The following is a 21517-nucleotide window of genomic DNA, read 5'->3' as shown; positions in this document are numbered from 1 at the left end:
TACGCGCCCGAGCGGGAGCAAGCTCCCTCGCCACGACAGCCAGCCAACAGACATGCAGATCGTCCGCCTATGTGCCCCAACGCACAGACAACCCCACACTCGCCCGGCAACCTCAAGGTTGCAGCTTTCTGCCTGACACGCTCGTCGCGACGGTGCATCGATTTTGCCCGCACGCCCCGCTCCCGGCCCTCCCTCGCACCCGGTGCCCAGGGACGGCTCTGTTATGCCAAGGAAAACATGGACAGTCATTGGACCCACGCATTCCTGAGGTTCTGGCAGCTGCCCGCCGCCAGATACGGCCAATGGAAGGCCTCGCGCAACAGCGTCGAATACCCGGCGCCGCTGCGCTCGGAATTGTTCAGCAGTGAGCAGATGGCCAGCCACGGCACCCTGCTGGCGCAGCAGCATCGCCTGAGTCAGAGCCGCAACCCGGACTGGCTGCTGACGCGCCTGGCCGACAACGCCAGCGCCCTGGCCAATTGCTGCAAGAGCCTGACCGCCGCTACGCGCACCTCGCCCCGGGCCACCCCCGCCGCCGAGTGGCTGCTGGACAACTACTACCTGCTGGAAGAACAGATCCGCATCACCCGCACGCACCTGCCCCGAGGCTATAGCCGACAGTTGCCGCGTTTGGCCAATGGTCAGTCGGCGGGGCTGCCGCGGGTCTATGACATCGCCCTGGAAACCATTTCCCATGGCGACGGCCGGGTCGACAGCGACAGCCTGGGACGCTTCGTCGACAGCTACCAGAGCGTCACCCCCCTCAAGCTCGGTGAGCTGTGGGCGATCCCGATCATGCTGCGCCTGGCCCTGATCGAAAACCTGCGCCGAGTGGCCTTTCGGGTCATGGCCAACTGGAGCGAGCGCAACCTGGCTAACGATTGGGCCGACCGCCTGATGGAAACCGCCGAACAGGACGCCAAGAGCGTGGTGCTGGCCGTGGCCGACATGGCCCGCTCGGCGCCGCCGATGAGTGCCGCCTTCGTCGCTGAACTGGCGCGGCGCCTGCAGGGACAGAACGCCGCCCTGGTGCTGCCCTTGGCCTGGATCGAGCAACTGCTGGGGGAAACCGGGCTGAATATCGAACGCCTGGTGCAACTTGACGCCCAGCAACAAGCCGCCGACCAGGTGTCCATCAGCAACAGCATTTCCAGCCTGCGCTTGCTCTCGGCCAGTAACTGGCGTGAGTTCGTCGAGCGGATGAGCCACGTCGAACAGACGCTCCAGGATGACCCGGCAAGGGTCTACGGATGCATGGACTTTGCCACCCGTGACTATTACCGCCATGTGCTCGAACGCCTGGCGCACCACTGCCCCCTCAGCGAGGAACAGGTGGCCCGCCGCTGCATTGAGTTGGCCCAGGCCGGCGAAAATGCCGACGCGGCTGAGGCCGTGGCCGGGCATGTCGGTTATTACCTGATCGGCGCCGGACGCCGCGCGCTGGAACAGCAGGTCGGCGCCCGGGTGCCGCTGGCTGAGCGCGCCCGGCGCCTGCTGACCCAGGCGCCCCTGGGTTTTTTCCTGGTGCCGGTGATGCTGCTTTCGGCGCTGTTCGCCTGGCCCTTTCTCGACACGCTGTATAAGGAGGCCGCGCCCGGCCACTACTGGCTGGCCTTGCTGGCCATACCCGCGCTGTTGCTCAGCAGCCGGTTGGCCATCGCCTTGATCAACGGGCTGGTGACTCTGACCATCGCTCCGGGCATTCTGCCGCGCCTGGACTACAGCGAAGGCATAGCGCCCCGCGCCCGGACCCTGGTGGCGGTGCCTTGCCTGATCGGCTGCGAGGCCGATGTCGAGGAGTTGGTGGAAGGCCTGGAAGTGCGCTTTCTGGCCAACCGCGACGCGCACTTGTATTTCGCCCTGCTCAGCGACTTTCTCGATGCCCCCAGCGAAACCCTGGCCAACGATGCCGACCTGCTGATGCTGGCCCGACAACGGGTCGAGGCGTTGAACCTGAAGTACCCCGAAGAGGCCGCTGATCGCTTCTTCCTGTTGCATCGGCCACGGCTGTGGAACGGCGCCGAACACTGTTGGATGGGGCATGAGCGCAAGCGCGGCAAGCTCGAGGACCTCAACGCCCTGCTGCGAGGTCGGGGCCAGGAGCGCTTCTCGCTGATCGTCGGCGATATCCAGGCGCTGCCCAGCATCACCTATGTGATCACCCTGGACAGCGACACCCAATTGCCCCGTGACGTGGCCCAGCAATGTGTGGGCGCCATGGACCACCCCTTGAACCGACCGCGGACCGACCCGCTCAGCGGGCGCGTCGTCAGCGGCTACGGCATTCTTCAGCCACGGGTCGGCATCAGCCTGTCGAGCACCGCCCGCTCCGCTTACGCTCGGCTGTTCGCCAGCGACGCCGGGATCGATCCTTACACCCGCGCCGTGTCTGACGTCTACCAGGACCTGTTCCAGGAAGGCTCTTTCGTCGGCAAGGGAATTTATGCCCTGGACACCTTCGAGCAGACCCTGGGCGGACGCTTCGCTGACAACCGGATTCTCAGCCACGATCTGATCGAGGGCTGCTATGCCCGCTCGGGGCTGCTCAGCGATGTGCAACTGTTCGAGGAGTACCCGGCGCGCTACAGCGCCGACGTCAAACGCCACCAACGCTGGATTCGCGGGGACTGGCAACTGCTGCCCTGGCTACTGCCCTGGTCGCCCAAGGCCGGCAGTGGCCTGGACGGCCATCGCTTGAGCCCACTGGCGCGCTGGAAAATCCTCGACAACCTGCGCCGCAGCCTTGAACCCACGGCCTTGCTGGGCATGCTGCTGTGGGGCTGGCTGGGAACCCGCCAACCGCTGGCCTGGACCCTGGCGGTATTGATTGTGCTGTTGGTATTGCCACTGTCGGCGGCCTTTCAAGCACTCTTGCACAAGACCCCCGATGTGCCGCTGCAACAACACCTGGCCGCTGCCCTGCAGTCCGCCGGGCAGCACTTGGCCCGGGCCTTGTTGCCCCTGGCCTGGCTGCCTTACGAGGCGGCCTACAGCCTGGGCGCCATGGGCCGCGCCCTGTGGCGCATGAGCATCAGCAAGCAATATCGCCTGCAATGGCAGCCGTCCCGAGAAGCCGAACGCGGCCCCGACGAGCGCCTGCTGCAACTCTACCGGCGGATGTGGCTCGGTCCGGCCCTGGCCCTGTTATTGATCGGGTTGCTCTGGCAGCCGCCGCAAGGGTGGATGGCCGCGCCCGTGCTGCTGGCATGGCTGGCCGGTCCGGCCCTGGCCTGGTGGCTCAGCCGGCCGGCCCCGCACATCAAGTTCGTGCCCAGCAGCAGCCAACGGCGCTTCCTGCAAAGCCTGGCACGACGCACTTGGGCCTTTTTCGACCAATACGTAGGGCCTCAGGACAACTGGCTAGCCCCGGATAACCTGCAGGAACAGCCACAGCACCGAGTGGCGCACCGCACCTCGCCGACCAACCTGGGATTGGCGCTGCTGGCTCATTTGGCGGCCCATGATTTTGGCTACCTGAGCAGCGGTCGGCTGCTGCAACGCCTGGAGCACATGCTCACCAGCATGGGTCGCCTGGAGCGCTATCGCGGGCACTTTTACAACTGGTACGACACCCAAAGCCTGCAAACCCTGCCGCCACGCTATGTGTCCACCGTGGACAGCGGCAACCTGGCCGGGATGCTGCTGACCCTGCGTCCCGGGCTGCAGGCCCTGATAGACACACCGCCGTCGCTGATGCAGATCGCCAACGGCCTGCTGGACAGCCTCGATGTGCTTCAGGACGCTCTGAGCGCCGCCGCCCAGGACACTGCGACCGTGCTGCGCTGGCGCCTCGAAACCCGCGCCATCCATGAGCACCTGAGCCTGCACGCTGATGCCGACGCGCAAGGCTTGCTGGAGCTGCTGCAGCGGATTGCCGACAGCACCACCGAGTCAACCGTCCCATCAACCAGCGAGGCGTGCGACGATCTCGCCTTCTGGCGCCAGGCGCTGATCGCGCAATGCCTGGACCTGCACGAAGAACTGCAATGGCGCACCCTACCGGCCCTGGCCGATGGCCGCCGGCTCAGCGCACTGAGCTGGCGCCAACTGGCGCAGTTGGACCCCGAACACTGGTTGCCGATGCACCAGCCACGGATCGAGGCCCTGCGCACGTTGGCGCTTGCGCGCATCAGCTGCGTGAGCCATCTGCTGCAAGGGGTGACCAGCATGGCGCAGATGGACTTCGGCTTTCTCTACGACACCCGCCGCCATCTGCTGGTGATCGGCTACAACGCCGATGAGCACCGTCTGGACACCAGCTACTACGACCTGCTGGCATCGGAAGTGCGCCTGACCCACTTTGTCGCCATCGCTCAGGGACAACTGCCCCAGGAAAGCTGGTTCGCCCTGGGTCGCCTGCTGACCAGCAGCGCCGGGACTCCAGTGCTGCTGTCCTGGACCGGTTCGATGTTCGAGTACCTGATGCCCATGCTGGTGATGCCCAGCTATCAGGGCACCCTGCTGGACCAGACCTGCCGCGCCGCCGTGGCCCTGCAGATCGAGCATGGCCAGCAACTGGGGCTGCCCTGGGGCGTGTCCGAGTCGGGCTACAACACCCTCGACAGCCAGTTCAACTACCAATACCGAGCGTTCGGTGTACCCGGCCTGGGCCTCAAACGCGGCCTCGGCGAGGAGCGAGTGGTGGCGCCCTATGCCAGCGTCCTGGCGCTGATGGTGGCGCCTCAAGCCGCCTGCCAGAACTTGCAGCGGCTGGCGCAACTGGGCCTGGGTGGACGCTACGGCCTGTATGAAGCCGTGGACTACACCGATGCACGCCTGCCCCGTGGCCAGCATCACGCGCTGGTGCAATCGTTCATGGCTCACCACCAGGGCATGAGCTTGCTGGCCCTGGCCTGGCTGCTGCTGGACCAGCCCATGCAGCGGCGCTTTGCGTCCGATCCGCAGTTCCAGGCCATCGCCCTGCTGCTGCAGGAACGGGTGCCGAAAACCGCGGCCCAGTACCTGCACGCGGCCGGTGCACCTGCGGCCGATGAAGCCGCCCGCGTCCACGAAAACAAGCTGCGGGTGTTCACTGAACCGGACCGCAAACGCCCGGCGGTGCAATTGCTCTCCAACGGTCATTACCACGTCATGCTCAGCAGCGCCGGGGGCGGCTATAGCCGCTGCAACCACCTGGCGGTGACCCGCTGGCACGAAGACCCGACCCGGGATCACTGGGGCCAGTTCTGCTACCTGCGCGAAGTGGCCAGCGGCGCCTTCTGGTCGGCAGCCTACCAACCGACCAGAAGGCGGCCAGAAAACTTCGAAGCAATCTTCACCGACGCCCGGGCCGAGTTCCGGGTACGCGAGCGGGACTTCGACAGCCACACGGAAATCGTCGTGTCCCCCGAGGACCCCATCGAACTGCGCCGCCTGCATATCTGCAACCGTGCCCGGGTGCGCCGCAGCATCGAGCTGACCAGTTACGCCGAAGTGGTCCTGGCCCCGGCCCAAAGCGACGCCGCCCACCCGGCCTTCAGCAACCTGTTCATCGAAACCGAACTGCTGCCCCCCTTGCAGGCCATCGTTTGCAGTCGCCGAGCGCGCTCGCAGGAACAACCGGTGCCGTGGCTGTGCCACTTGCTGGCGGTCCATGGCGTGGACATCGACGCCATTTCCTACGAGACCGACCGCGCACGCTTCATCGGCCGGGGCCGCGATTCTGGCCGCGCCTCAGGCTTTGGACCCGCAGGTCGAAGAACTTTCGGGCAGTGCCGGACCGGTGCTCGATCCGATCGTGGCGATCCGTTGCCGCATCACCCTCGACCCCGGCCAGAGCGCCACCATCGATCTGGTGACCGGGCTCGCCAACAGCCGCGAACAGTGCCTGCACCTGATCCATAAATACCGCGACCGGCACCTCGCGGACCGGGTCTTCGACCTGGCCTGGACCCACAGTCAGGTGCTGTTGCGCCAGCTCAACGCGTCACTGGCCGAAGCCCGGTTGTTCCAGCAGATGGCCGCGGCGCTGCTCTATGTCAACGCGACCCTGCGGGCCGACAGCAGCTCTCTGCAGGCCAATCGCCGCAACCAGTCCGGGCTATGGGGCCAGGGCATTTCCGGCGACCTGCCGATTGTCCTGCTGCAAGTGGGCGATCTGACCCACATCACGCTGGTGCAGCAGTTGATCAAAGCCCACGCCTACTGGCGGCAAAAAGGTCTGGCAGTGGATCTGGTGATCTGGAACGAGGATCAAGCGGGTTACCGCCAACAACTCCAGGACCTGATCATGGGCCTGGTGACCTCCGGCAGCGAAGCCAGCCTGATCGATCGTCCGGGGGGCATCTTCGTGCGCCCGGCGCAACAACTGTCCAGCGAAGACCGCACGCTGATGCTGGCCGTGGCGCGCCTGGTGATCAGCGACACCCGCGGCAGCCTCGCCGAACAGCTCCACCGGCGACGCGCCGACCCCTCGATGCCACGCCTGCCCCCCCTTCTGGTGCGCCTACCGCAGCCGACCATCAACGCCAGCGCGGTGCCGCCGCCAGCGCTGATACTGGACACGCCCTACGGCGGCTTCAGCAACGACGGCCGCGAATACCTGATCACCCTCAACCCCGGGCAACCGACGCCGGCGCCTTGGGCCAACGTCATTGCCAACCCGCTGTTCGGCACGGTGATTTCGGAGAGCGGCGGCGCCTATAGCTGGCGCGAAAACGCCCACGAATATCGCCTCAGCCCGTGGCATGACGACCCGGTCAGCGACCCCAGCGGCGAGGCCTTGTACCTGCGTGACGAAGACAGCGGCCAGGTCTGGTCGCCAACCCCGCTACCCTGCCCGGGCAGCGGCAGCTATCGCACCCGCCACGGCTTCGGCTACAGCGTGTTCGAGCATGAGGAGAACGGCATCCACAGTGAGCTGACGGTGTATGTCGCGGTGGACGCGCCGATCAAGTTCTCGCGGCTCAACCTCCACAACCGCAGCGGCCGGCCACGGCGCCTGTCGGTCACCTGCTACGTGGAGTGGGTGCTGGGGGAGTTGCGCAGCCGCTCGGCCATGCATGTGGTCAGCGAAAGCGATCCGGTCAGCGGCGCGCTGTTCGCGCGCAACGCTTACAACATGGCGTTTTCCGGGCACGTGGCGTTTCTCGACAGCGACTCGACAGTGCGCAGTTTCACCGCTGACCGCAGTGAGTTCATTGGCCGCAACGGCAGCCTCGCGGCGCCGGCCGCGCTGATCCAAGGCCGCCTGTCGGGGCGCACCGGCGCAGGCTTGGACCCCTGCGCAGCCCTGCAAGTGGGCGTGGAACTGGCCGATGGTCAGCGCCAGGAGGTGCTGTTCCGCCTCGGTGCCGAAGTGGATGCCAAGGCCGCCACAAGACGGGTCTTGCACTACCGTGGCAGTCAGATGGCGCAAACCGAGCTTGAGGCAGTGCATCAGCACTGGCGGCGCAGCCTGGGCACGGTCCAGGTACACACCCCAGAACCGGCCATCGACGTCATCGCCAACGGCTGGCTGCTGTACCAGACCATCGCCTGCCGCTTCTGGGCCCGCAGCGGCTACTACCAGTCTGGCGGTGCCATCGGCTTTCGCGACCAGTTGCAAGACAGCATGGCCATGATTCACGCCGAACCCGCGCTGGCCCGCGAGCACCTGTTGCTCTGCGCCGCCCATCAGTACCCCGAAGGCGATGTCCAGCATTGGTGGCACCCGCCGCAGAATCGCGGGGTGCGTACCGCCTGTTCCGACGACTTCCTCTGGCTGCCCTTGGCCACCAGCCGCTATGTGCAGATCACCGGTGACCGCAGCGTACTGGAGGTCGAGGTGGGGTATCTGGAGGGGCGCCTGCTCAATCCCGCAGAAGAGTCCTACTACGATCTGCCCCAGGTGTCCGACCTGCGGGAAAGCCTGTATCGGCATTGCCAGCGTGCCATAGAGCACGGCAGCCGACGCGGCGTCCACGACTTGCCCTTGATGGGCAGCGGAGACTGGAACGACGGCATGAACCGGGTCGGTGAACAGGGCCTGGGAGAAAGCGTCTGGCTGGGTTTCTTCAGCCACGAAGTGCTGCAACGCTTTGCCGTCACCGCCGCCCAACACAACGATGAGGCATTCGCCCACACCTGTCGCGATCAAGCCCTGGCCTTGCGCGTGGCCCTCGACCGCCATGCCTGGGATGGCCAGTGGTACCGCCGCGCCTGGTTCGACGATGGCCAGATCCTGGGCAGCGCCAACAACCTGGAATGCCGCATCGATTCCATCGCCCAGAGCTGGTCGGTGCTGTCGGGGGCCGCCAGCGCCGCCCATCAACAGCAAGCCATGAACGCCCTGGACCAGCACCTGGTGCGCCGGGACAGCGGCGTGGTGCTGTTGCTCGACCCCGCATTTGCCCACAGCCCCCTGGACCCGGGCTATATCAAGGGCTACGTGCCTGGGGTGCGGGAGAACGGCGGCCAGTACACCCATGCGGCGATCTGGGCCTGCATGGCCTTCGCCCACTTGGGAGACAGCGCCCGGGCCTGGGAACTGCTGCGCATGATCAACCCGGCCAGCCGCCGCAGCGCTACTCAGGTCGCCACCTACCGGGTCGAGCCGTATGTGATGACCGCCGATGTCTACGGCGTGCCGCCCCACACCGGGCGCGGCGGCTGGAGTTGGTACACCGGCTCGGCGGGCTGGATGTACCGGCTGATCATCGAGTCGCTGCTGGGGCTGCGCCGTGAGGCTGGGCACCTGTACATCGAACCGGTGATCCCCGCGCACTGGCCGGGTTACACCATGAACTATCGCTTTGGCGCCAGCCTGTACCACATCGACGTCCGCCAGCAGCCCGGCGCGCCCCTGAGCCTGAGCCTGGACGACCTTCCTCTGACAGCACTGGCGGTTCCGCTGTTGGATGACGGCAGCGAGCACCGGGTGTTGCTGATCTGGCCCGGCAACCCGCCGCCCCCGGGGATCGAGCAGGCCAAGCCAACCGCCACCACTGAGTCAGCCCCCTGAGCAACGCCCGGCGCGCGATTCGGGGGCAATAGCGACGGCCTGCTCAGCCGGCCGCCCACGCCGGCTTCAGGCCTGAGCAGGTGACTTGACCGCCAGGATGCTGCCGGGCATCGAGTACAGAGCGCGCTCGGTGGTGCTGCCGATCAGTCGACCGAAGCCGCTGCGGTGCACGGTGCCCATGACCACCACGTCCACCAGATACTCGTCGACAAACTGGGCGATACCGGGCACCGGCGGCCCCATGATGAAGTGACGAAACTCCTGAGGTACGTGGTGCTCATCGCCAAGGCGCTCGAACTCCTTGTGCAGGGAGTCGCGCAACTCGTCCAGGCAATTGACGCTCCAGGCGGTGGCCGCTACGGGCGACACGCCATCGAGCATCGGCATCAGGTCGTAGGCATATAGCAGGTGCAACTGCGCATCGCATTGCAGGGCCAGGGCATTGGCGGTCTGGATGATCAGAGCGTTGAGGCCGCTGATCTGGGTGTCGGACTGAGCCGGGTCCACCGCCGCAACGATGCGCCGGGGCAGCTTGTGCGGGGCATCGTTGACCAGGTGCACCGGCACCGGTGCTTCGCGCAGCAGATGGCAGTCCAGGGGCGTGACGAAGACCCGCTTCAAAGCCGACTCCAGGGTCACGTCCTTGATCAGCAGGTCAGGCTGGAATTCATCGATATACGCCAGCGTGTCCTTGAGCACCTGAGTGCTCCAGATCACCTGGGTGGTGACCTCCACGCCCTGCTCGCGCATCCACTCGGCTTCCACCTGCAGCCAGCGTTCATGGCGTTGCAGGTAGGCCTGGCGCTCGCTGTCCTCCAGGTGTTCTTCCCACAGGTAAGTGCGCGCTGGCGGCTCGACGAACACCAGCGCATGCAGGACCGCGTCGCTGGCCTGGGCCAGGGCGGCAGCGCGACGGGCAGCGGGAGACTGATGTTGCTGTGGATCGGCAATCAGCAACAAACGCTGGTACTGGCTCATGGTGCAGCTCCTTGGACGGTGATGGGTCTTGAGTGTCGAACCTGACAGCACCGGGCGCCTTGATATGCATCAACGGCACCCGGCACGCCGTTCAAGGGGTTATAGCAATTTTCATCACTCCGTCACGCTGGCTGGCGAACAGTTCATAGGCCGCCTCGATGTCATCGAGCTTGAAGCGGTGAGTGACCAGGGGCTTGAGGTCGACCTGGCCACTGGCGACCACCTCCATCAGCCGGCGCATGCGCTCCTTGCCGCCGGGGCACAGGGTGCTGAGGATGCTCAGGTCGCCAAGGCCCGCAGCGTAGGCATCGACGGGGATGCGCAGGTCGCTGGAATACACGCCCAGGCTCGACAGCTTGCCGCCCGGACGCAGCACTCGCAGCGCCGACTCAAAGGTGCCCTGGGTGCCGAGGGCCTCGATCGATACATCCACCCCGCGGCCATCGGTCAGGGCCATGATCTGCTCCACCACGTCGCCCTGCTTGAAGTCCACCACGTGGGTGGCGCCCAGGCCCCGCGCCACGCTCAGGCGCGCCGCCACGGTATCGACGCCGATGATCGTGGTGGCGCCCTTGAGCCGCGCGCCGGCCACCGCGCACAGGCCGATCGGCCCCAGGGCGAACACCGCCACGCTGTCGCCGATATTCACTTCGGCGCGCTCGGCCCCCGAAAAACCGGTGGACATGATATCTGGACACATCAGCACGGCTTCATCGCTCAGGCCGTCGGGGATCGGGCACAGGTTGGCCAAAGCGTCCGGCACTCGCACGTATTCGGCCTGGCAGCCGTCAATGGTGTTACCGAACTTCCAACCGCCGGTGGCGCGGAAGCCGTGACGGGTGTCCGGGCCATCCTGGGAACCGCAGCCACACAGACAGGCATAGCTCTGGCCACTGGGCGTGATGGCCCCAGCAATCACCCGCTGGCCTTCTTGGAAGCCTCGGACCTGGGAACCCAGGCGCTCGATCACGCCCACCGGTTCGTGGCCAATGGTCAGACCCTTGGCCACAGGGTATTCGCCCCGCAGGATGTGCACGTCGGTGCCGCAAATGGTGGTTGTGGTAATGCGCACCAGAGCGTCCAGCGGACCAATTTCGGGGATGTCCTTGTCTTCCAGCACGATGCGATTCTTCTCCACGAAGACCGCTGCTTTCATCTTGGCCATGTTGCCGTTCTCCTTTGCCGGGAAGGGGGCTGCGCTGATCCGCAGGTCGGCTGACAGGCTGCGCGGATCGTTCGGAGAAAGGCTTGATCATGGTCAAACAATCGGACCTTCGCGGCCCACGACGTACCCCCATGTCGCAACATGCCGCCTCAAGCGCGCGGCCAAGGCGCCCGCAGACTCAGCAGCAATGCCGCTCCTCCACACAGGCACAGGCTCACGCCCAGGGCCTGGCCCCAGCCCACTAGCAGCAGACCGGCGCCGATCAGCAGGTAGTAGAACAAGCCGAACAACGCACCGGCACTGCCCAAGCGATCGCTGTAGGCCGTCAGGGCCGAGCCCAGGATATTCGGGATCGCCAAGCCAAAGCCCAGTACCACGCCGAGCATCGGCACAACCAGCCACAGGCTGTGTTGCAAGGCCAGAACCCCGACACCACCAACCATCACCGCCAAGGCTGCCAGCCGCAATACCTGCTCGCTGCGCCAGCCAGCGTCCAACAGCCGGCGATTGCACCAGGCGCCGAAACCTGAGCCCAAGGCCAGCAATACACCGCTGTAACCGAACCATTGTTCGCCCTGCCCCAGGCTCCGGAACAGAAACGGCCCCAGGCTGTAATAGCTGAGCAGGGCAATATTGAACAACGCCACCAACAGCGCCGAGCGCCAGATACCCGGATCGCACAGCATCTGCCGCAAGGTGCCGAACAAGGGGGCCAGGGGCTGCGCGGCGGGCCGGGTTTCCGGCAAAGCCCAGGCGCACCAGCCCAGCAATCCCAGGGCCAGCACCAGCAACCCGGCCAGCGCGCCCTGATAACCGAAGGCACCGCTGAGGCCCGCGCCGCTGAACAGGCCGATGGCAGGACTGGCCGCCAGCACGATGCCCATCAGCGAGAACACCCGGATCAACTCGCGGCCCTGGAACAGGTCCCGGAGCAGCGTCTGAGTCACCACCGACCCCGCTGCCGCCCCCAAGGCTGCCAGGGCCTGACACAACAGCAGCGCGGTGAAGCGGGTGGCCTGCAACCCCAGGAACAGCGCCAGGGCGTACAGCGCCAGCCCTCCGAGCAAGGCCGGGCGTCTTCCCCAGCGATCGCTCAAGCGTCCCCAGAGCACCACCCCCGGAGCAAAGCCGAGAATAAAGACTGAAAGGCTTTGGGCCGCCTGTTCGGCAGGTACCCCAAAGGCTTGGCCGACATCGGTCAACGCCGGGCTGTAGAGGGTTTGAGCGATCTGCGGAAACATCAGCAGGGCCATGGCCAAAGGCAGCAAGGAACGGGGATTCATCGGAGCACTACTTTGTCAAAAAACTTCCCGGCGATTCTAGGCAAGCGCTGACGGCGTATTATCGAAACCCTGCCAATACATCACGAAAATCGGACAAGCATGGCCTGGCTCGACCCTCAAGCACGTTTCGACCCCGACCCGTTCGGCGCCCCGGTGATCGGGATTGCCGCGACCCTGGGCGATCACGATTCCGGCCTGCACCGACACCGTCGTGGGCAACTGCTTTACACCCGACAGGGCTGCACGCGAATCACCCTCGCCGACCGCTTGTGCCTGCTGCCGCCGTCGCGGGCAGCGTGGATTCCCGGTGGCGTGCAACACCGAGCACAAATGCAACACAGCGTGGATTACCGCTCGCTGTACTTCAGCGTCGAGCTGAGCCCGCGTTTGCCCGAGGAAGTGGCGGTCATCGACGTCAGCCCATTGTTGCGAGCAGTGCTGGAACCCATGGCCCTGGCAGCCTTCGACTGCGACTGGAGCCAGGGCCGTTACCCTCACCTGCTGGGCCTGTGCCTTGAGGAGATCGACGTGGCGGTGCGCCAGCCCTTATCGTTGCCCCTGCCTCGGGACAAACGCCTGGCGCCGCTGCTGGCGGACCTGCAGCAACTGCCGCCGGAACTGCACGTGCTGACCAGTCGAGTCGGCGCCAGCAGCCGCACCATCGGCCGCATCTTCCAGCGCGAGACGGGGCTGGGCTACCAGCAGTGGCGTCAACAGTGGCGGCTAATGCGGGCCATCGAGCTTCTGGCCATGGGCCGTAGCATCAGCTACTCAGCCTTTGAACTGGGCTTTGCCAGCGACAGCATTTTCATCGCCTTTTTCAAGACCATGACGGGCACTACGCCCCGTGCCTATTTCAAATGAAGCCCCCGGAACGTAAAACGGCATCCTCAAGGGATGCCGCTTGGCATAGCGCCGCTCAATCAGGTCGGGCTGACACTCCAAGTGCCCTGTCGCACGTTGGGCAGCCATTGAATGTCCGGCCTCGGCGTCTTGTAGAGCGGCGGATCGACGTAGAGCATCAGGCGTTCGATGGCGTCGCTGTCCGGCAACTCAGCGCGACAGGCATGGATGCGGTGCCGCCGATTGCTGGGAATCGGCAGGAAACGTTGACTGTCATAGATCAGTGCGTGGTCGAGCTGAGGGTTGTCCAGGCAGAAGTCCAGCAGATCAAAGCCACTGTCAGTGGCCAAGTTGCCGTTGATGATCACCAGGTCGAACGGATCGCAGGCGTATTCCACCAAGGTCAGGAGTTCTTCCAGGCTGTGCACGGGGGCTACACGGTAGTAACTCAGTTGATTCAAGGTTCTCTCGATCTGCATTCGACGAAAATGCTGATCATCGGCAATCAAGATGCGCAGTGCTCTATTGGACATGTATTTGATCCTGCTCATGAGACTATGACCGGCGAGTGCCGACCTTCCTCCTCAGTCGTTAGAAGGCTAGGGAAGTACCTAGGGGTTTTCTCTAGGAGCATTCTGAAAACCCTTCCCAGCAGAGGCTTTGCATCAACTTTTCAGACAGTTCAAAGACGTCGCCCCTCCCGTCCTCAGCCCACTCAATGACTAAGTAACACCTTATTCGGCACTCATTGTTTTGAGCAGGGGGGCAGCGGCCTGAAAGGTCTTGTTCTGCTGTAAGGCCTTTCTCGGATAAACCCGGGCGTATCTCAATGGCCGCCAAATCAGCGATTGTGCCTAGCGTTCATTCAGGGGCACTTGGGCGCCAGCGCGTTGCGGCCGTGTTCAGGAAACGGACATTGCTCTCCTCGCGCATGATCACCCTGGCGCCGAGAAAGCCGATGCCCGAAACCACGTAGGCCACCGCACGGCGCCGCCGATACGGTTGGCCACGTCGACGAAAATCGCTGCGCCACCGCCACCAGCACGGTGCTGCGCAGGCCGGCGCTGCGCTGCCGGTATTGGCGTTCGCAACCGATCAGGCCACCGAGGCTGACCAGGGTGTCGATCAGAGCGTCCGGATTGATGTTGTGGAGGGCTTGCAGGGGCAGCGGTCTTGATCAGCGCAGAATGAGCGCCGCCAACGGATTGTGCCGAGCCTGCATGAACACCTGTCGACGCAGCGCCCGGCCAAGTCGCTCGCACATCGGATCATCAAGGCTGACCTCGGCAGGTCCGCCAATGGCCGATAGCGTCCGGCAAGCTCCCTCGCTTAGGCAATCGCCCGCTCCTTCAACCGAAACTCAGGATCGGTTCAGGCATAACACTGGCATTGCCTCTGCCACGGCGCTTGCCGGACGCTATCGGCGCTCGCCGATCAACTGGCGGTGGCCAGCAACACATCGCGCACCGAGCGACTGTGACCGCGACTCTTGCCGTGCTCATACAACGAGTCGGCGATTTCTTGTGCGCGGACCGGCAGCACCGACAGCAAGGTGTCGCTCAACCCGTGGCTGGCCTGGCTGAAGCCCTGCATGTAGATGCCGGCTTTGCAGCGTTCGTCGGTGAGCACCCGATAGTTGCGGTCCACTTCGAAGTCGCCCAGGTATTCCTGCAGCGGTGCCAGCAGTTGGCGATGCATCTGCCGCTCGTAGCCGGTGGCCAGGACCACCGCATCGTAATGCCGCACTTCGCGCTCGCCCGTGGCGTTGTTGCGCAGCATCAGCTCGATGCCCAGGTCAGTGGCCGTGGCCTTCTCCACCGTGGTCATGGTGCGCAAGCTGTGGCGCGCAACGCCGGAGACTTTCTGCCGGTAGAAGATGCCGTAGATGCGCTCGATCAGGTCGATGTCCACCACCGAGTAATTGGTGTTGTGGTACTCGTTGACCAGACGCTCGCGCTCGTTGCGGGTCTGCTGGAATACCAGGTCGGTGAAGGCCGGAGCGAACACTTCGTTGACGAACGGGCTGTCATCCGCCGGCTTGAGGGCCGAGCCACGCATGATGATGTCGGCCTGCGCCGAAGGAAAACTGTCATTGAGGTCGATGAAGGCTTCCGCCGCGCTCTGCCCGCCACCGATGATCGCGATGCGCATCGGCTGGCCATTGACACAGGGCTGGCAGGCCATGCGCTCCAGATACTGGGAATGGTGGAACACCCGCGCATCGCCCTTGAGCCCCTTGAAGGTCTCCGGAACCCGCGCCGTGCCGCCGGCGCTGACCACCACCGCACGGGTGGTGCGCACCTGTTCGCTGCCCTGGGCATCCCGGGAAATCACCCGCAGCGCTTCGACCTGCTGGTTGTGCAGCAGCGGCTCGATGGCCAGCACCTCTTCACCGTAGCGACTGTGCTCCTGGAAGTGCCCGGCCACCCAGCGCAGGTAGTCGTTGAACTCCATGCGGCACGGATAGAAGGTGCCCAGGTTGATGAAGTCCACCAGGCGCCCGTGATGCTTGAGGTAGTTGACGAAGGAATAGGGGCTGGTGGGGTTGCGCAGGGTGACCAGGTCCTTGAGGAAGGAAATCTGCAGTTCGCTCTGGGTCACCAGGGTATTGCCGTGCCAGCGATAGTCCGCCTGTTTGTCGAGAAACAGCGCGTCCAGCGGACCGTGCTCCTGCCCGCGCTCTTGCAGCGCAATGGCCAGCGCCAGGTTCGAGGGGCCGAAACCGATACCGATCAAATCGTGAACGTGGGCCGATGCAATTGCCTGTGTCATTTCCAGTGTCCTCTGGATAAACCGCCTCAACGCGGGAGATAAGGTGTCACGGTGACCCGACTGGCCCATGCAGGACAGCGGATCGTCTGTTGAGTAGGGACGAGGACAATGAAAAAAAATTTAACTAAATGCGTCGCAATGGCAACGCCTTATTGAGCGTCCCACTGCCGCAACCGCACCCGGCAATGCTTCATGGCATTGACGATGTGCTTCTCCACCAGACTGCGGGAAATCCCCAACTGCTCGGCGATCTGCGGATGGGACAAGCCTTCGAGCTTGCGCAGGAGAAAGCTCTCGCGACACAGCCGCGGCAGTTCCGCCAAGGCGCGCTGCAGCATCTCCAGGCGCTGGCCGTGGTCCAGGCTGGTCTGCGGTGAAGGGTTGAAGTAGCGCTCTTCGTTGTCCAGCACCTCCAGGGGTTCGGACTGGCGCAGGGCATTGCGTCGATGGCCGTCGATCACCAGGTTCAGCGCCGTGCGGTAGAGAAACGCTCGCGGCTGTTCGATGGGCGTATCGCTGGAACGCTCCAGCACTCGCACATAAGCATCGTGCACCACGTCCTCGGCCACTTGGCGATTGCCCAGCTTGGCATTGAGGAAGCACATCAGCTCGCGATAGTAACTTTCCAACATGGCTCCCGACCGCCCTGGCGGCGATTCTGTCCTTGAGCAAGACCGGCATGGCCGGCTGGGCCCGGTGATTCAATGATGGCAGTTTAGAGGTGGCGTAATTTATAGTAATTCTCATATAGATTTAAAGTACCGTAGCGCCGCCGCGGGTTTATTTTCAGTTTTCCGACAGCTGTAACGCTATGTGTCGGCAGCTAAATTCACCCGGTGGCCTCTCGTTTACCTGACAGCTCCCCGTCTCTGCCGTTTCTGCGGCAGCCTCCAGCCGCGCCGCATCTCGCGATTCGCTCGGCATGACGGGCCGATACCCCCCGGCCGGAACCCTGCATGAAACGTCCTCGACATACCCGACGCGCCCTGCTTGCCGCACTCTGTGTGATCCCCGCTATTGCCATCGCCGCCTGGACGCTCAGCCCTCCCGGGCGCGACCAGTTCGCCACCGTACAAGTGCAACGCGGCGATATCGAAAGCAGCGTCACCGCCCTGGGCACCCTGCAACCCAGACGTTATGTGGACGTCGGCGCCCAGGCCTCCGGGCAGATCCGCAAGATCCACGTCGAAGCCGGCGACACCGTCAAAGAGGGCCAACTGCTGGTGGAGATCGACCCGGCCACCCAGCAGGCCAAACTCGACGCCAGCCGTTTCGCCATTGAGAACCTGCAGGCCCAGTTACAGGAGCAGTACGCCCAGAACCAGTTGGCCCGGCAGAAATACCAGCGCCAGCAGAACCTGGCGGCCGGTGGCGCCACTCGCGAAGAGGACGTACAGACCGCCCAGGCCGAACTCAAGGCCACCCAGGCGCGGATCAACATGTTCAAGGCACAGATCCGCCAGGCCCAGGCCAGTTTGCGCAGCGACCAGGCGGAGCTGGGCTATACGCGCATCTACGCCCCCATGTCCGGCACCGTGGTGGCGGTGGACGCCCGCGAAGGCCAGACCCTCAACGCCCAGCAGCAGACCCCGTTGATCCTGCGCATCGCCAAACTCTCGCCCATGACGGTCTGGGCCGAAGTCTCCGAAGCCGACATCGGCCACGTCAAACCCGGCATGCCGGCCTACTTCACCACCTTGAGCGGCGGCAACCGGCGCTGGACCAGCACCGTGCGCCAGATCCTGCCGATCCCGCCCAAGCCGCTGAACGAAACCAGCCAGGGCGGCGGCAGCCCGGCCAGCACCAGCAAAAGCGGCAGCGGCCGGGTGGTGCTCTACACCGTGCTGCTGGACGTGGACAACGCCGACAACGCGCTGATGGCGGAAATGACCACCCAGGTGTTCTTTGTCGCCAGCCAGGCAAAGAACGTCCTCACCGCGCCCATCGCCGCCCTGCAGGGCAGCAGCGAGCCGGACCAGCAGATGGCCCGGGTGGTGGCCAAGAACGGTTCGATCGAGACGCGCAAGGTCCGGGTCGGCATCAGCGACCGCCTGCGCATCCAGGTGCTGGACGGCCTGAACGAAGGCGAGCACCTGCTGATCGGCCCGACCAACAACAGCGGAGGTTGAATGCAGACGCCACTGATCGACCTCAGGCAGATCCGCAAATCCTACGGTGGTGGCGACAGCCCGCAAGTCGATGTCCTGCGCGGCATCGACCTGTCGATCCACGCCGGGGAATTCGTCGCCATCGTCGGCGCCTCAGGCTCCGGCAAGTCGACCCTGATGAACATCCTCGGCTGCCTGGACCGCCCGACCTCGGGCGAGTACCTGTTCGCCGGGGAGAATGTGGCTCATCTGGACAGCGACGAACTGGCCTGGCTGCGCCGCGAGGCCTTCGGCTTCGTGTTCCAGGGCTACCACCTGATCCCTTCCGGCTCGGCCCAGGAAAACGTCGAGATGCCGGCCATCTACGCCGGCACCCCGGCCGCCGAACGCCACGCCCGCGCCGCCGCCCTGCTGGAGCGCCTGGGCCTGGCCAGCCGCAGCGGCAACCGTCCGCATCAATTGTCCGGCGGCCAGCAGCAGCGGGTGTCCATCGCCCGCGCCCTGATGAACGGCGGCCACATCATCCTCGCCGACGAACCCACCGGCGCCCTGGACAGCCACAGCGGCGCCGAAGTCATGGCCCTGCTGGACGAACTGGCCAGCCAGGGCCACGTGGTGATCCTCATCACCCACGACCGCGAAGTGGCGGCACGGGCCAAGCGCATCATCGAGATCCGCGACGGCGAGATCATCAGCGACACCGCCCACCACGACCCGTCGGTGCAACAGAGCGCCAACGCCGGCGCCTTGCAGGCGGTGGACCTGCGCCAGCGCCTGGCCGACGGCAGCGAAGCCACCGGCGCCTGGAAAGGCGAGCTGCTGGAAGCGGTGCAGGCGGCCTGGCGGGTGATGTGGATCAACCGCTTCCGCACCGCCCTGACCCTGCTGGGGATCGTCATCGGCGTGGCCTCGGTGGTGGTGATGCTGGCGGTGGGCGAAGGCAGCAAGCGCCAGGTGATGGCACAGATGGGCGCCTTCGGTTCGAACATCATTTACCTGAGCGGCTACTCGCCCAACCCGCGCACCCCGGAAGGCATCGTCACCCTGGATGACGTCGCCGCCCTGGCCAACCTGCCCCAGGTGAAACGCATCATGCCGGTCAACGGCGCGCAGGCCGGGGTGCGCTACGGCAACCGCGACTACATGGCCTATGTCGGCGGTAACGACACCAATTTCCCGCAGATCTTCAACTGGCCGGTGGTGCAGGGCAGCTACTTCAGCGAAGCCGACGAACGCTCGGCGGCTGCCGTGGCGGTGATTGGCCACAAGGTCCGGGAAAAGCTCCTCAAGGACGTGGCCAACCCCATCGGCCAGTACATCCTCATCGAAAACGTGCCGTTCCAGGTGGTCGGCGTACTCTCGGAAAAAGGCGCCAGCTCCGGCGACAGCGACAGTGACGACCGCATCGCCGTGCCCTACTCCGCCGCCAGCATCCGCCTGTTCGGCGACCACAACCCACAATACGTGGCGATCGCCGCCGCCGATGCCAGCCGGGTCAAGCAGACCGAACAGGAGATCGATGAACTGATGCTGCGCATGCACGGCGGCAAGCGCGATTTCGAACTGACCAACAACGCCGCGATGATCCAGGCCGAGGCCCGGACCCAGAACACCCTGTCGCTGATGCTCGGGGCCATTGCCGCGATCTCGCTGCTGGTGGGCGGCATCGGGGTGATGAACATCATGCTCATGACCGTGCGCGAACGCACCCGGGAAATCGGTATCCGCATGGCCACCGGTGCCCGCCAGCGCGACATCCTGCGCCAGTTCCTCACCGAAGCAGTGATGCTTTCGGTGGTCGGCGGCCTGGCCGGCATCGGCGTGGCCCTGATCATCGGCGGCATCCTGATCCTCAGCGAAGTGGCGGTGGCCTTCTCCCTGGCCGCAGTGCTCGGCGCCTTCGCCTGCGCCCTGGTCACCGGCGTCATCTTCGGCTTCATGCCGGCCCGCAAAGCTGCCCGGCTCGACCCGGTCACGGCCCTTACCAGTGAATGATCGATCTATGAAAGTGCACCTGCCCCTCCTGGCCGCCAGTATTTTGCTGGCGGCCTGCAGCAGCCCCGCGCCGCGCCCGGAAAGCGGCCTGCAAGCACCGGCGTCCTGGCACTCTCCCGCCAGCCAGGGCGACCAGCAGCAAGACCTGCGCTGGTGGACCCGTTTCGGCAGCCCGGAGCTGGACCAACTGATCGCCGAAGCCCGGGCCGGCAGCCACGACCTGGCGGCCGCCATGGCCCGGGTCCGCCAGGCCCAGGCCAGTGCCATCGTCGCCGGGGCGCCGCTGCTGCCCAGCGTCAATGGCACCTTCAACGCCAGCCGCAGAAAACAGTTGCGCGGCAACAACGCCAGCCAGCTCGATTCCAGCAGCAACAGCACGGTCACGAACTCGTTCGACGCGGGCCTGAGCGCCACCTATGAAGTCGACTTCTGGGGCGGTCGCCGCGCCGCCTACGACAGCGCCCGGCTCGGAGTCCAGGCCAGCGAGTTCGACCAGGCCACCGTTGAGCTGACCCTGCTCAGCGGCGTGGCCAACAACTACGCCCAGGTCCTGTCCCTGCGCGAACAGCTGCGTATCGCCGAACTCAACCTGGCCAATGCGCAGAACGTGCTGCAACTGGTGCAAACCCGCTACGACGCCGGCTCGGCCACCGCCCTGGAACTGGCCCAGCAGAAAAGCCTGGTGGCCGCCCAGCAACGCCAGCTGCCCCTGGTGCAACAGCAGGCCGAAGAGGCGCTGATCACCCTCGCCACCCTGCTGGGTCGGCCGGTGCAGAGCCTGACCCTGAGCGATCAGCCTTTGGCCCAATTGAACTGGCCGACCATCGACGCCGGAGTGCCCAGCGAGCTGCTGACCCGCCGCCCCGATATCGCCGCTGCCGAGGCCCGGCTGGCAGCGGCCCAGGCCGACGTCAGCGTGGCGCGGGCGGCGATGCTGCCGACCCTGACCCTGACCGCCAACCTGGGCTCGGATGCCGACAAGCTGGGCAACGTGTTGCGCAACCCCTTCTACAGCCTCACCTCCGGCCTGATGGCGCCGATCTTCAACAACGGGCGCCTGAGCGCCGAGCGGGACAAGGCCAGGGCGCGCCAGGAAGAGCTGCTGGAGAACTATCGCGGGGCGATCATCAATGGTTTTGCCGATGTGGAAAAAGCCCTCAACAGCATTCGCGGCCTGGACCAGCAGCGCCAGTGGCAGAGCGAAGAGCTGAATCAGGCGCAGCGCGCCTTCGAGATCGCCCAGAGCCGCTATCAGGCCGGCGCCGAAGACCTGCTGACCGTGCTGGAAACCCAACGCACCCTGTACACCGCCCAGGACCAGAACGTGCAACTGCGGCTGTCGCGCCTGCAATCGAGCATCGCCCTGTACAAGGCCCTGGGGGGCGGCTGGAGCCAATGACAAGGCGGGAGTGGCCGGCCCGGTCACTCCCGC

Annotated in this window: 10 protein-coding genes and 2 pseudogenes; 5 read left to right on the top strand and 7 right to left on the bottom strand. The window is 65.2% G+C overall.

Going from position 1 to position 21517, the window contains the following annotated elements; genetic code table 11:
* Positions 1 to 237 precede the first annotated feature (237 nt).
* Positions 238 to 8941, top strand: a pseudogene (locus tag PLD_RS10360) (GH36-type glycosyl hydrolase domain-containing protein).
* Positions 8942 to 9007: 66 nt separating this feature from the next.
* Here PLD_RS10360 and PLD_RS10355 read toward each other — a convergent pair.
* From PLD_RS10355 to PLD_RS10345, 3 genes are all read right to left on the bottom strand, one after another.
* Positions 9008 to 9919, bottom strand: coding sequence for a universal stress protein (locus PLD_RS10355; protein ID WP_159892310.1), 912 nt, complete (start codon positions 9917 to 9919; stop codon positions 9008 to 9010).
* A 91-nt stretch (positions 9920 to 10010) separates the two neighbouring features.
* Positions 10011 to 11084 (bottom strand): NAD(P)-dependent alcohol dehydrogenase, encoded by a 1074-nt coding sequence (locus PLD_RS10350; RefSeq protein ID WP_159892308.1) that lies wholly within the window; start codon positions 11082 to 11084, stop codon positions 10011 to 10013.
* Between the two features lie 149 nt (positions 11085 to 11233).
* Positions 11234 to 12367 carry an MFS transporter gene (locus PLD_RS10345; protein WP_159892306.1) on the bottom strand — a complete coding sequence of 378 codons (1134 nt, stop codon included), beginning with the start codon at positions 12365 to 12367 and terminating at the stop codon, positions 11234 to 11236.
* Between the two features lie 99 nt (positions 12368 to 12466).
* Here PLD_RS10345 and PLD_RS10340 point away from each other — a divergent pair, with 99 nt between their 5' ends.
* Positions 12467 to 13231, top strand: coding sequence for a helix-turn-helix transcriptional regulator (locus PLD_RS10340; RefSeq protein ID WP_159892304.1), 765 nt, complete (start codon positions 12467 to 12469; stop codon positions 13229 to 13231).
* A 59-nt stretch (positions 13232 to 13290) separates the two neighbouring features.
* On the opposite strand, the gene PLD_RS10335 is transcribed toward PLD_RS10340, so the two are convergent.
* The 4 genes and pseudogenes from PLD_RS10335 to PLD_RS10320 all read right to left on the bottom strand — a co-directional run bounded on the left by PLD_RS10335 (position 13291) and on the right by PLD_RS10320 (position 16614).
* Complete coding sequence (locus tag PLD_RS10335; RefSeq protein WP_159892302.1) at positions 13291 to 13743, bottom strand: response regulator; 453 nt, start codon at positions 13741 to 13743, stop codon at positions 13291 to 13293.
* A gap of 337 nt (positions 13744 to 14080) precedes the next feature.
* Positions 14081 to 14372 (bottom strand): annotated as a pseudogene (locus tag PLD_RS10330) (MgtC/SapB family protein); the annotation flags it as partial.
* A 272-nt stretch (positions 14373 to 14644) separates the two neighbouring features.
* Positions 14645 to 15982 carry a lysine N(6)-hydroxylase/L-ornithine N(5)-oxygenase family protein gene (locus PLD_RS10325; RefSeq protein ID WP_159892300.1) on the bottom strand — a complete coding sequence of 446 codons (1338 nt, stop codon included), beginning with the start codon at positions 15980 to 15982 and terminating at the stop codon, positions 14645 to 14647.
* Between the two features lie 149 nt (positions 15983 to 16131).
* The gene (locus PLD_RS10320; protein ID WP_159892298.1) at positions 16132 to 16614 is read right to left on the bottom strand and encodes a sigma-70 family RNA polymerase sigma factor; all 483 of its coding nucleotides are present in this window, start codon (positions 16612 to 16614) and stop codon (positions 16132 to 16134) included.
* A gap of 324 nt (positions 16615 to 16938) precedes the next feature.
* Between PLD_RS10320 and PLD_RS10315 the strand changes: the two genes are divergently transcribed.
* Genes PLD_RS10315 through PLD_RS10305 form a run of 3 tightly spaced genes read left to right on the top strand, consistent with a single transcriptional unit; the run spans position 16939 to position 21484 of the window.
* Positions 16939 to 18111, top strand: a complete 1173-nt coding sequence (locus tag PLD_RS10315) for an efflux RND transporter periplasmic adaptor subunit (RefSeq protein ID WP_159892296.1) — start codon at positions 16939 to 16941, stop codon at positions 18109 to 18111.
* The gene (locus PLD_RS10310; protein ID WP_159892294.1) at positions 18112 to 20085 is read left to right on the top strand and encodes a MacB family efflux pump subunit; all 1974 of its coding nucleotides are present in this window, start codon (positions 18112 to 18114) and stop codon (positions 20083 to 20085) included.
* A gap of 7 nt (positions 20086 to 20092) precedes the next feature.
* Positions 20093 to 21484: an efflux transporter outer membrane subunit gene (locus PLD_RS10305; protein WP_159892292.1), complete on the top strand. Its 1392-nt coding sequence runs from the start codon at positions 20093 to 20095 to the stop codon at positions 21482 to 21484.
* The last annotated feature ends 33 nt before the right edge of the window (positions 21485 to 21517 follow it).

Source organism: Pseudomonas sp. LD120 (genome assembly GCF_009861525.1).
GTDB lineage: Bacteria > Pseudomonadota > Gammaproteobacteria > Pseudomonadales > Pseudomonadaceae > Aquipseudomonas.
The sequence above is the reverse complement of the archived record's forward strand: the minus strand, read 5'-3'. Positions and strand labels throughout refer to the sequence as shown.